Genomic DNA, 11,920 nt, shown 5'->3' with positions numbered 1-11,920 from the left:
CGCCGCTGCGGCGTGAACGCTGAGTCGTCGGCACGCGATCAAGCCTATGGCACCGCGGGTTACGGCGTCCCGCTGCCCGCCGCTGCTTCGCCCCGCCACGGGGCGTCCGGTTCCGGTAACTTCATATCCACATCGCCGAGGATCGAGGGGCCTGTGATGGTTCGGATGTCGCGCATCGCGCTCTGCCTTTCCACGATGACCGTCGCGGGGTTGCTCGCCGGTTGCAGCATCCCCGGCGCTCCGGTCGCCGGAGAGCCGGACGTGCGCAAGCTCGAGGTCGGCAAGTACGAGGTGGACCGGCACAGCTACGACGTGAGCCCGGCCGGCCACGGCGCCGTGCTGGAGGGCATCCGGATGGCCGACGCCGTCGTCCCGTCGATCGATATCGACCCCTCGCTCTCGCACGGCCGCACCAGCTCGGTGCTGACCACCGTCGACGACACCATCGGGCTGCTCGCCGACGTCTCGCGCCCGGTGCTGGAGAACCGCAAGTTCCTGACCGGCTACGTCGCCGCCGGCGCCGACCGCGCCGACCCCAAGGGCGAGACCCTCCCGGTCAGCGACGCCACCGCGGTCACCACCGTCGTGCTCCGCTTCCCCGACCAGGGCGCCGCGGCCGCGGCCGCCAAGGAACTGGAGGACGCGGACATCAACGTCGCGCCGGAGAACCAGAAGCTCTCCTCCACCAAGTTCTCCGACGCCTACCTGCACTGGCGCCCCGGCGTCCCGAGCGTCGGCGCCTTCCTCGCGCACGGTGAGTTCGTGATCTCGCTCTACGTGCAGCGGCCGAAGGCCGACAGCGCCGACCTGGTGAGCTGGGTGGACAAGGCGCTGACCGCCGAGGTCCCGGTGCTGGACAGCTTCCGGCCCACCCCCACCGCCGAGTTCGACGACCTGCCGGTCGACCCGGAGGGGATGCTCGCCCGGGTCGTGGTGGAGAGCCGCGCCGACCGCACCCCCGACCCGCAGCGCTTCGCCGTCTACGGCCCCGGCCGCATGCTGCAGGCCGCCGACGACCAGGCCGCCAGGCAGCAGCTGATCCAGGAGACCGGGCTGGACAGCAGCGCCGTCGTCGACAACACCCTGCTGCACCGCCTCCGCGACACCGACGCCGCCCGCACCTTCATGACCGGCCTGATCGACAGCGCGGGCGCCGAGTACGACCCGATCGGCGCCCCGAACGACGTCCCCGGCGCGAAGTGCCTCCGGCTCAATGCCGCGGGCGACAGGGAAACCGAGTACGCCTTCAGCTGCTTCGTCACCTACAAGCGCTACGTCGCCGTGGTCAGCAGCGACCTGGAACCCGACGTCAGGCAGAAGGTCGCCGCGCAGTACGCCTTGCTCGCCAACAGCCTCTAGCCCCCGCTTCACACCCGGCCCCCGGTCCGAGCCGGGTGCTATGTTCTCTCGGGTATTCGCCCCGCGAGTGGAGGACTCGCGGGCACACGCGCCGGTCGCGGAGGGTTGTCCCGGAGCCCCGCGCCCGCGATGGAGGGGACTGATGGTGAACAGACGCCGAGGGCTGTGCGCGGCCCTCCTGGCCGCGGTCGTCGCGGTGACGGCAGGGTGCGGAACGGGTGACTCGGCGGCGCCTGCCCGGCCTGAGGTCGATCTCGCCGCGCTCGACGTCGGGAATCTGCCGACCGAGCCGAAGACCTACACGAAGCCGACCAGCCTGGACATGGCCCGCATCGTGGAGGCCATGAGGCTCGGCGATCACCTCCCGCTGCCGATGGAGATCGATCCCGAGGTCACGCACTCGGCGATGAACGCGCCGGTGCGAATGTTCACCTCCATGGGCGGTACCGCCATCGGCATGCGGCTCTACGCCCCGGCGTCGGCGCTCGATCCGCTCATCCGGGGCTTCGTCACCGGCTTCGTGACCGCGGGCCGGTCGGAGGTCAAGCCGGAGCTGTCGTACGAACTCGACAATCTGGCGCTGCTGTTCGAAAGTGAGCAGGATGCCGCGAGCGCTGCCGACGCCTTCACCGAGGTCGAGCGCTCGGCGCTCGGCCCGGAAACGGAGATCCAGCCGATCGCGGGCTTCCCGGAGGCGCGAGCGCACACCGATCGCTCCCGGCCCGGCTCGATCCACTCCTTCTACGCCGTCGGCAAGTTCCTGCTCTTCACGCACATCGACGACAACGTGATGCGCGAGTTGCAGGCCAACGATGCCGACAAGCTCCGTGCCAGGGTGGCGCGCAGCATCGAGAAGATGAAACCCGCGCTGGAGAGCTACGTCCCCACCCCCGTCGACAAGCTGATGGAGCTCGACGTCGATCCGACGGGCATGCTCGGACGAACACTGAACACGCTCGCCATCGACCAGAACCAGTTCGGCATTCCCGGTGTCTTCGACCGGCACGGCGGGCTGCAGATCGGGATGGACCCGGGCCTCGATGCCGAATCGTTCGAACGCGCGGGCGTCGACGCCGTCGCCTGGGTCGGCAATTTCCTGTATCGCACCCGGGATGCCGCGGCTGCCGAACAGCTGCTGACCGAGCGCGCCGAACCCAGCCGGTTCTTCCGCAGGGCAGCGCCGCCGGCGAACCTGCCCTTCGCGCAGTGTCTGGAGTACATCGGTGCGGCGTCTGCCGTCGGGGTCTACTGCGGGGTGACCTTCGGCAGGTACACCGCGGAGGTGACCGCGCGGCAGTTGCTCGACGCCCAGCAACGGATCGCGGCGCAGTACGCGATCCTCGCGAAGACGAACTGAGAGATCGAGGACGGCTTCGATGAAGGCTTCGATGCGGCACCGATTGCGTCTGATCCCCGCGGTGCTCGGAGTATTGGCGCTGGCCGCCACCGGGTGTGGTACCCGGTCCGGGCAGCCCACCGCCGCCGAGATCGACGTGCGCACCCTCGACGTCGGCAGCTACTCCACCGCTCCGCTGGAGTTTCGCTACGACTACAAGCACACGCTCCTGGACGGCACCCGGCTGGCGGTCATGCGGCTGGCCGACAACATGGTGCTCGGCGCCGAGATCGACGCGACCCTGCACTACCTCCGCGGCAGCGGGCCGATCCTCTCCACCACGGACGCGAAGAAGGTGCTGGCCGACGTCAACGGGGAGGTGGTCGAACGCAATCGGATGTTGTTCGGCTGGGCCCTCACCGTCACCGACAGGGAGCCGGACCGGGAGGATCCCGAGGCGACCAAGGTCACCGTCTCGGTCATGCAGTTCCCGGACGGCGCCACCGCCGAGCGCACCGCGCGCGAGCTCGAGCAGACCGATTTCGCGGTGGCACCGGATCTGAATCAGAACGTGAGCATCCCGAATACACCGGACGCGCACGCGCACTGGCGACCCGGCATCCCCACGCTGGGAGCTACCGTGGCGCAGGGCTCGTATGTGATCAACGTCCTGGCCGAGATCCCGAAACCGTCGCTTCCGCAGCTGACCAATCTGGTGCGCATGGCATTCGACAACCAGCGCAGGCTACTCGCGGCGCTACCGCCGCTCACCAGGGAGGACATCCTGCGCCTGGAGTACGACCCCGATCGCATGTTCAGCCGGACCCTCAACCCCGGCGCCGACGGAGCGCCCTCCCCGTTCACCCAGGCGCGGTACAACTCACGCGGCGCGCTCGCGCACGTCACCGAGCAGTACGACCGCCGGAAGGTCTTCGAGGCGGCGGGCGTGGATCGGCTCGTCACCTCCGGTTCCACCGGCGCGACACTGCTGTTCCGCACCCGGGACCCCGCGGCGGCGCTCGACCTCGCCGGAGCCGTGCTCGGCCAGAAGTACACCGGCACCGCCGACACGCCGGAAGCGGTACCGAACGTCCGGTGCGGGAGCAAGGCCACCGACGCGGGGCCGGGATTGCGCTACCGGTGCATGGTTCCCTACGGACGCTATGTGGCCGCAGTGGAGAGTGACCAGGTCATCGACCTCCATCAGCGTGCGGCGGCCCAGTACGCGATCCTGGCGAACAGCTACTAGCTACCGCGGGTCAGGCCCGCTTCCGTACTGTCTTCCGGGGTGGGACAGCGGGGAAGCAGAACAGGAGATGCCGGACATGCCGATCAACGCGGGCACGGTCGTCGGCGGGTACCGCGTGTTGCGGGTGCTCGGCGCGGGCGGCATGGGCACGGTGTACCTGGCCAAACATCCGACCCTGCCGCGCACCGACGCGCTCAAGGTGCTCAGTGCCGAACTCTCCACCGACCGCGAGTTCCGGGCGCGGTTCGAACGCGAAGCGAACCTGGCCGCCGGTCTCGACCACCCGAACATCGTCTCGGTCTACAACCGGGGTGAAGAGTCCGGACAGCTGTGGATCGCCATGCAGTACGTCGACGGCACCGACGCGGGCGCCGAGCTGGCGCGAGTCGGCCGCGGGCTCGGGTCCAGGCGCGCGCTGCACATTCTCACCGAGGTGGGTAAGGGGCTGGACTACGCGCACCGGCGCGGGTTGCTGCACCGCGACATCAAGCCCGCGAATTTTCTGCTCGCCACCCCGGAGGACGGCGAGGAGCGAGTACTGCTCACCGACTTCGGTGTCGCCAAATCGACGGACGACGCGAACGAGCTCACCCAGACCGGCAGCTTCCTGGCGACCATCGCGTACGCGGCGCCGGAGCAGCTGGCCGGCATGCCGCTGGATCACCGGGCCGACCTGTACAGCCTGGCGTGCTCGTTCTTCAAGCTGCTGACCGGCCGAAATCCGTACCCGGGGAATCAGCCGGCGCTGGTCATGATGGGACACCTGCATCAGCCGCCGCCGCGGGCCACCGAGGTGGATCCCGGCCTGCCGCACGCGATCGACCACGTGTTCGCGCGGGCCATGGCGAAGGAACCTGCACAGCGATTCCTGAATTCGCGCGAGTTCGCGGAGGCGGCGACCGCGGCACTGAGCGGTGGCGGGTACAGCCAGGCGCCGACGGCCTATGCGGTGCCCAGCTACGGATTTCCCACCGATCCTCGCGGAGAGGTGCCGACCGAGGCGGGAATCGCGACCGTACGGGCCACCCGGCCGAACCGGCGGCGCGGAATCGTGATCGGCGTGGCAGCGGCGGTGATCGCGATCGCCGCGGCGGGCGGGGTGTGGGCAATCACATCGAGCAGCGATTCCGAGAGTAAACCGCTGGCCGCGACTACATCTACGACGGCCCCGGCCGTCGTACCCGCGACGATCGAAGAAGCCAGACAACAGAATCCGGCCTTCGCGGGTAAACCGGTCATGCTGATCAGCTTCGAGGGGAGCACCAGCAGCCTGGAATCAGACCTCTCGGCCTATCTGACTCCGAGCCCCCAGGCGGACTTCCTGACCGGTCTCGGCCTGACCTACAACGCCAACTACACCAGGAAGGGCGAGGAGACCTCGCCGAGAGACCTGGACTATATGGCCGAGATCGACATCAGCCGCCTGGTGGATCAGGGGTATCTCATCGTGCTCCGGAGCGATCCCAAGGCCGGCGGCGGCGGATTGGCCGGTCTGCCGACCTGGGTGACGAAATCGAAGGCCACCATCATCGCCGTCGATGATCCCGCGGTGGTGGCGGCCATGAAGGAATGGGGTCCGAATTCGGAGCAGGCCTTGCTCACGAAGCTGATCCCGACGCTGAAATCGCGGATCAAGTAGCCGATTCGGCCCGGCGGTTCGCGGACGGCGCCGAAGCGCAGCCCGCGAACCGAGTTCGGGTCCTAGCCGCCGATCATGCTGGCGTTCCGGCCGTCGGTCGCGATCGCCGCGTCGAGGGCGCTCTGCACCGCGTTGATCAGCTGGTTCATCGCGTCCTGGGTGTCGGTGAACTCATTGTTCCACCGGGTCTGCACCTCCTGGAAGGTGGTCGCCGCACCCGACTCCCAGGCGCCGGCCAGCTTGGTGGAGGCCGACTTGATGTCGTTGTCCTGGCTACCCAGATCCTGCTGCGCCGACTTGAGGTCGGCGATCGTCTGCATGATCTTGGCCTTGTTGTAGTAGATCTCCATGCTTCTCCCCTTGTGGAAAACGGTGTTGAGACTAGACCTTCAGGTTGAAGACGCCGGACGAATCCTGCTCCATCTGGCCGTACCGGCTGTTCGCCTCGTTCAGCTTGATGGTCATCTCGTCGAGCAGCGCGTTGAGCCGACGGCCCTCGTCGCTCCAGCGCGCCGAGGCCGACTCGAACGCGCCGTTCGCCGTGCCGCGCCAGCCGTCGCGCGCGCTGTCCACGACGGTCTGGATCCGACGGAGGGTGGCCCGCATCCCGTTGACGACGGCCTCGACATCAGCCGTGGCCTGCCGGGCGCGGCCCTGATCAATACCAACAATATCGGACATTCCGAATTACCTCTCGCTCGAGTTGGACCTGACCGTCGCCGGGCGAGGTGGTCGATCCCCTACATATGTGTTGGACGCGATACGCGTCTCATCGGTTCCCATGTTCTCCCCCCGGTTCCGACACCGTCAGGGACGAACGGTCAGTGACCGCGCCACTTCTTCGCATGCGGTCCGAACTGTGTCCCACCTCCCCCTGCCGTACTGACACCCGATGCCGGCCTGGACACCGCGGTCGACGATGACGTGCCACCTGACTTCGGAACCGTCCCCCGGAAACTCGTCGTAGGCGAGGCCGGGGCGATCACCGAACACGACGTCTCGTTGCACGGTACCGAATCGGCCCGGTTCGGCGCGAGCGATCTCCGATTGCAGGTCACGTGCGACGTCCTCGGTGGCGGCGTTCGCGGCGAGCACGGACTGGGTGACGGTGATCCTGGCGCGCACCGCGGAATCCGGTGTGAGCACGAGCCGTTCCGGGTCGGCGGCGGCCGCTGGGCGCCACTCCGCGGGGACGGTGACGGTGACCCGGCCCGCCTCGGCCGTGCTGTTCGGGGGCGGGGTGGTGGGGCGGGCGGCGCCGGGGATGGCCGGGCTGTCGGCGACCGAGCCGTCGGCGGGGGCGCGCAGCAGGGTGACGCCCGCTGTCACCGCCGCGGCGGCCAGCGCGACGAAAACCGCGGCGGCGCCGATGACCAGCGGGGAGCGGCGCCGCGGCTGCCTGCGGGCGCGCAGGTTGGCACCGATGGTCGCCTGCACGTCCATCGCCTGTCTGCCGGGCAGCGCGGGGGCGCGGCCGGGGGTCGGGCGGCGGGTGTCGGACCATACGGCCTTGGCGATCTCCCGGCCGGAGAGCGCGATCACCTCGGGGACGAAGGCCGGGGTTGCCAGGTGCCTGCGGAGCAGGTCGCCCACCTCGGGGTCGGCGGCGCCGACCATGAGCACGGCGTGCGGGGCGTGGTCGTCGAGCACGCGGTCGGCGAGTTCGGCCAATCGCTCGGCGGTGGCCGGGGCGGATCCGCCCGCGCCGAGCGTCGGCTCGTGTTCGCAGGCCACCACGGTGGATTCGATGCTGTCGCAGTCCACGAGGGCGACCGTGCTGGAGAGCGCGGTGAACTCGACGACGAGCACGCTGGCGCGGGTGAGCGCCCGGCTGCGCAGGTAGTGCGCGGCGGCGACGTGCGCGGTCGGCACGGCGGCGACGTCGGCCGCCACGGCGGGCAACAGCCCGTCCAGCGCGTGCGCCAGCGCGGGGGCGCCCCACTGCGTGGGATGGGCCACTGCGACCGCCTCGATCGGCAGCGCGGTGCCGCGCCGCTCGGCGTCCCGGCGCAGCTCGCCCGCGAGCGGGCCACCCGCGCTGCCCGCGGCGGCGGGCAGCCCGTCCAGCGTGACGTTCCACTCCACGGCGCCGCGCGGGTCGGGGCCGACGACGGCGTGCAGGTCGTCACCGTCGATGTGCAGTGCGACCGTCGGGCTCACCGGTCCCGGCTCCAGGCGGCCTGGAAGAGCCCGGTGCCGGAGCGGCCGACCAGCGTGCCGCGGCCGGGCGGCTGCTCGCTCGGGCGCACGGTGCCGAAGAGCTGGCCCTCGTCCCGATTGCCGCTCATGATCAGCCCGGTGGTGCCGACGTCCTTCATCCGCGAGATCACCGGTTCGAAGAGCGAGCGCGAGGCGCCGCCCGCCCTGCGGGCGAGGACCAGGTGGAAGCCGATGTCCTTGGCGTGTGCCAGGTACTCGACGATCGGCGCGAGCGGGCTGCCCGCGGAGGTGACCACCAGGTCGTAGTCGTCCACCACGAGGAACAGCTCCGGCCCGGTCCACCAGGAGCGGTCGCGCAGCTGCTGCTGGGTGACGTCCGCGCCGGGCATCCGGCTCTTCAGGATCTTGGCCAGCTCGCCGGACATGCCGGTGAGCATGGCCTCGGACGGCGCGTAGCCGGCCAGGTGCTCGCCGTCGACGAGGCCGAGCATCGAGCGCCGGTAGTCGCCGAGGATGATCTTGGCCTGCACCGGCGCGTTCGACTCGACGATGCCCTGGCAGATCACCCGGAGCAGGTTGGTCTTGCCGCACTCGCTGTCGCCGAAGACCAGGAAGTGCGGCTGCTCGCCGAAGTCGAGGAAGACCGGCGCCAGCTCGGACTCGTTGAGCCCGATCGGAATCCGCAGGTTGGTGCCGTGCTGGTCCGGGGTGCGCGGCCAGCCGGGCAGCGCGCGGACCAGGTCGTCCCGGTCGAAGCGCTCCGGCAGCATGCGCACCTGCGGCGCGGGGCGGCCCGGGTTGCGCGCCGCGATCTGCTCGACCGCGGCGGCGGCGCCGGAGCCGAGGTCGTCGGTGGTCGGGCGGCCGTCGATCCGGGGCAGCGCGGTGAGCATGTGCAGCCCCTCCGGCGTCATGCCGCGGCCCGGCCTTCCCTGTGGCACCAGCGCCGCCAGCTTGCGGCCGAAGTCGGAGTCCATCGGGTCGCCGAGCCGCAGCTCGATGCGGGTGCCGACCTGGTCCTTGAGCGCGGGCCGCGCCTCCATCCAGCGGGAGAGCGTGACCACGACGTGCACGCCGTAGGAGAGCCCCTGCCCGGCCAGGTTCATCACGACCTGCTCCAGCGCCTCGAAATCCTGCCGGATCGAGCCGAAGCCGTCGATGACGAGGAAGACGTCGCCGAAGGCGTCGTCGTGCGCGCCTGCCGCGGCCGGGCTGCTGGCCGGGTCCATCGCGCGCAGCCTGCGGTACTCGACCATGGACTCGATGCCGAGCTGCCGGAAGCGCAGCTCCCGGTGCCGGACGATGGTGGTCATCTCGGCGACGGTGCGCCGCACCTTGTCCACGTCCAGCCTGCCTGCGACCGAGCCGACGTGCGGCAGCCCCTGCAGGCCGGTGAGCGTGCCGCCGCCGAAGTCGAGGCAGTAGAACTGCACCTGCTCGGCGGTGTGCGTGAGCGCGAGAGCCATGATCATGGCGCGCACCGCGGTCGACTTGCCCGACTGCGGCCCGCCGACCACCGCGACATTGCCGCGGGCGCCGGAGAGGTCGATCAGGAACGGGTCGCGGCGCTGGTCGTAGGGGCGGTCGACGATACCGACCGGCGCGCGCAGCGAGGCCACCGCCGAGTACTCGCCGGTGAGGATCGAGCGCGGCACCAGCTGGTCGAGCGTCGGCGCCTCGTCCAGCGGCGGCAGCCAGATCTCGTGCGCGGGCCTGCCGTGGCCGTTGATCCGGGAGACCAGCATCTCCAGGTCGGAGAGGCGCTCGCCCTCCTCGCCCGGCTCCGGGTCGGCGTTCACCCGCACCGGGAGCGGAATCCGGTCCACCGGGCGGAAGTCGACGTGGGCGGCGGTGAACTGCCGCGCGGTGACGTCGATGTCGCCGCCGGCCACCCCGGCCTGGGTGACCTCGCGCTGCGGGCCGCCGCCGACGTACGGGCCGGAGACGTAGCTGGCCTGGAACCGCTGGATCTCGCCGGAGTCGGCCTTGAGGTAGCCGCCACCGGGGTTGTTCGGCAGGTTGTAGGCGTCCGGGACGCCGAGCACCTGGCGGGACTCGTTCGCGGAGAAGGTCTTCAACCCGATCCGGTAGGAGAGGTGGCTCTCCAGCCCCTTGAGCTTGCCCTCCTCCAGCCGCTGCGAGGCGAGCAGCAGGTGCACGTGCAGGGAGCGGCCGAGCCGGCCGATCATCACGAAGAGCTCGGCGAAGTCCGGGTGCTGGGTGAGCAGCTCGGAGAACTCGTCGAGCACGACGAACAGCGCGGGCAGCGGGTCCAGGTCGGCACCGGCCGCCCGCGCCTTCTCGTACTCGGAGACGTTGACGAAGTTGCCCGCGGCGCGCAGCACCTCCTGGCGGCGGTTCATCTCGCCGGCGAGGGCGTCCTTCATGCGGTCGACGAGGTCGGCCTCCTCCTCGAGGTTGGTGATGACGGCCGCGACGTGCGGGACGCCGTCCAGCCCGAGGAAGGTCGCGCCGCCCTTGAAGTCGACGAGCACCAGGTTCAACTGGTCCGGCGAGTGCGTGGCGAGCAGGCTGAGCACGAGCGTGCGCAGGAACTCGGACTTGCCGGAGCCGGTGGCGCCGATGCAGAGCCCGTGCGGGCCCATGCCGTTCTCCGCGGCCTCCTTGATGTCCAGTTCGACCGGGAGCCCGTCGGCGCCGATGCCGAACGGCACCCGCAGCCGCTCCCTTCCGTACCGCGGCCGCCACGCCTGCTCCGGGTTGAAGGCGCCGAGATCGCCGAGGCTCATCAGCTGCGACCAGGTGGAGATGGCCTCGGTGTCGTCCACCTCGACGTCGCTGCTGCGCTGGGTCGCGGCCCGGTACGGCGCCAGCCTGCGCGCCACCTGCTGTGCCTGCTGCACGCTGATCCGGTCGATCAGGGCGAAGCGCTCCTGGTTGCCGGTGGCGCCGCGGCCGGTGCACTCGCCGTTCTCCACGATCATCTTGATGCCGCGGGAGACGGCGAGCCGGGGGGCGTAGCCGCACAGGTCGATGAGCGTGACGCCCTCGTACCCGGATTCGCGCAGCTGCTCCTCCTCGGCCTCGAGCAGGCCGCCGTCGACCACGAGCACGATGTGCACCATGTTCGGGTTGGCGGGCTGGTTCCGCGAGTAGCGCACGCGGTTGGCGAGCAGCGGCTGGAGACCCGCCGTCGCCTCCCGGATCGAGCCGAAGAACATCCGCTGGGTGCCGATGCCGTCCTGCGCGTCCGGGTGCTGCGTGTGCGGGAGCCACTTGGTCCACTCCCATTCGCGGGCGGTGTCCGGGCCCGCGACGATGGCGATCAACACCTGGTCGGGGGCCTGGAACATGGCCAGCTGCACCAGCATCGCGCGGGTCATGTCCCTGGCCTCGGCGCGGTCGCCGTCCAGCGCGATGGTGGCGAAGCCCTTGACCGCGATGGCGGTCGGCAGGTCGGGAACGGTGGAGTGGGCCCGGACGAAGCGGCGCAGCGAGACCGCGGCGATCGGCTCCAGCTCCTCCACCGGGCCGGTCTCGGGCGCGACCAGCCGGGTGGCGAGCCGCTGCCCGCCGAGCCCGATCCTGGCGTGGCAGAAGTCCTTGTCCCCCGCGCGCCGCTCCCACATGCGGCTGGTGCCTGCCAGCATCCAGACCAGCTCGGGCTCCGGGTGGCTCCACTCGACGGCGGCGCGCTGCTGGGCCGCGGTGTCGTTCACGTCCCGGCGCACCTGGTCGAGGTAGCGCAGGTAGTCCTTGCGGTCCTCGTTGGCCTCGGCCGCCTTCTGGCCCTTGCCACCCCCCTGACCGGCGAACATGCCCGCCATCGAGAGCAGCATCATGAGCGGGAACATCAGGCTCATCGGATTCGACGCGATGCCGCCGCCCTGCGTGAAGAGCAGCGCCATCATGCCGACCATGCCGATCACCATGACCACCGGCATCAGCTTGAGCAGCAGGTTTCCCGGTGTGACGCGCGGGATCTCGGGGGGCGGCTGCAGCGTGACCTCACCGCCGGGCGTTCGTGGCATCTCCCGGCGGGCACGCCGCTGGAACCTGACCGTGCTCATCGACTGCGTCCCCCATCTTCGCCCGCCGCGGCAGAGCCTCGGTATGGAGGCCACGGCTGACATGTCGTACAGTTCGCACAGCATTCTGCTGGGCGGAGGGTGGGTTCGCAAGCTGCTGCCCGGGGGCCTTCCCCGGCGTATGGCCT

8 protein-coding genes are annotated in these 11,920 nt (G+C 70.4%); 4 read left to right on the top strand and 4 right to left on the bottom strand.

What is annotated here, in order from left to right:
• Window positions 1–165 precede the first annotated feature (165 nt).
• The 4 genes from ACFO0B_RS21670 to ACFO0B_RS21655 all read left to right on the top strand — a co-directional run bounded on the left by ACFO0B_RS21670 (window position 166) and on the right by ACFO0B_RS21655 (window position 5,583).
• Complete coding sequence (locus tag ACFO0B_RS21670; RefSeq protein ID WP_378614354.1) at window positions 166–1,359, top strand: DUF7373 family lipoprotein; 1,194 nt, start codon at window positions 166–168, stop codon at window positions 1,357–1,359.
• Between the two features lie 142 nt (window positions 1,360–1,501).
• Window positions 1,502–2,716 carry a DUF7373 family lipoprotein gene (locus ACFO0B_RS21665; protein ID WP_378614352.1) on the top strand — a complete coding sequence of 405 codons (1,215 nt, stop codon included), beginning with the start codon at window positions 1,502–1,504 and terminating at the stop codon, window positions 2,714–2,716.
• Between the two features lie 19 nt (window positions 2,717–2,735).
• A complete protein-coding gene (locus ACFO0B_RS21660; RefSeq protein WP_378614351.1) occupies window positions 2,736–3,944 on the top strand; it encodes a DUF7373 family lipoprotein in 1,209 nt (402 codons plus the stop codon).
• A 76-nt stretch (window positions 3,945–4,020) separates the two neighbouring features.
• Window positions 4,021–5,583, top strand: coding sequence for a serine/threonine-protein kinase (locus ACFO0B_RS21655; protein WP_378614350.1), 1,563 nt, complete (start codon window positions 4,021–4,023; stop codon window positions 5,581–5,583).
• A 62-nt stretch (window positions 5,584–5,645) separates the two neighbouring features.
• On the opposite strand, the gene ACFO0B_RS21650 is transcribed toward ACFO0B_RS21655, so the two are convergent.
• The 4 genes from ACFO0B_RS21650 to eccCa all read right to left on the bottom strand — a co-directional run bounded on the left by ACFO0B_RS21650 (window position 5,646) and on the right by eccCa (window position 11,774).
• A complete protein-coding gene (locus ACFO0B_RS21650) occupies window positions 5,646–5,933 on the bottom strand; it encodes a WXG100 family type VII secretion target (RefSeq protein WP_378614349.1) in 288 nt (95 codons plus the stop codon).
• A gap of 31 nt (window positions 5,934–5,964) precedes the next feature.
• Window positions 5,965–6,264: a WXG100 family type VII secretion target gene (locus ACFO0B_RS21645; RefSeq protein ID WP_378614348.1), complete on the bottom strand. Its 300-nt coding sequence runs from the start codon at window positions 6,262–6,264 to the stop codon at window positions 5,965–5,967.
• 126 nt (window positions 6,265–6,390) lie between these two features.
• Window positions 6,391–7,743: a type VII secretion-associated protein gene (locus tag ACFO0B_RS21640; RefSeq protein WP_378614347.1), complete on the bottom strand. Its 1,353-nt coding sequence runs from the start codon at window positions 7,741–7,743 to the stop codon at window positions 6,391–6,393.
• The gene (gene eccCa, locus ACFO0B_RS21635; RefSeq protein WP_378614346.1) at window positions 7,740–11,774 is read right to left on the bottom strand and encodes a type VII secretion protein EccCa; all 4,035 of its coding nucleotides are present in this window, start codon (window positions 11,772–11,774) and stop codon (window positions 7,740–7,742) included. Before eccCa ends, ACFO0B_RS21640 begins: the two co-directional genes overlap by 4 nt.
• Window positions 11,775–11,920: the final 146 nt, after the last annotated feature.

It is taken from the genome of Nocardia jiangsuensis (assembly GCF_042650385.1).
Classification (GTDB): Bacteria; Actinomycetota; Actinomycetes; order Mycobacteriales; family Mycobacteriaceae; genus Nocardia; species Nocardia jiangsuensis.
The sequence above is the reverse complement of the archived record's forward strand: the minus strand, read 5'-3'. Positions and strand labels throughout refer to the sequence as shown.

What these genes read in the sequence shown, in the direction of transcription:
- ACFO0B_RS21670 (WP_378614354.1), top strand. Translation starts at nt 166, where the DNA reads ATGTCGCGCATCGCGCTCTGCCTTTCCACGATGACCGTCGCGGGGTTG.
- ACFO0B_RS21665 (WP_378614352.1), top strand. Translation starts at nt 1,502, where the DNA reads ATGGTGAACAGACGCCGAGGGCTGTGCGCGGCCCTCCTGGCCGCGGTC.
- ACFO0B_RS21660 (WP_378614351.1), top strand. Translation starts at nt 2,736, where the DNA reads ATGAAGGCTTCGATGCGGCACCGATTGCGTCTGATCCCCGCGGTGCTC.
- ACFO0B_RS21655 (WP_378614350.1), top strand. Translation starts at nt 4,021, where the DNA reads ATGCCGATCAACGCGGGCACGGTCGTCGGCGGGTACCGCGTGTTGCGG.
- ACFO0B_RS21650 (WP_378614349.1), bottom strand. Translation starts at nt 5,933, where the DNA reads ATGGAGATCTACTACAACAAGGCCAAGATCATGCAGACGATCGCCGAC.
- ACFO0B_RS21645 (WP_378614348.1), bottom strand. Translation starts at nt 6,264, where the DNA reads ATGTCCGATATTGTTGGTATTGATCAGGGCCGCGCCCGGCAGGCCACG.
- eccCa (WP_378614346.1), bottom strand. Translation starts at nt 11,774, where the DNA reads ATGAGCACGGTCAGGTTCCAGCGGCGTGCCCGCCGGGAGATGCCACGA.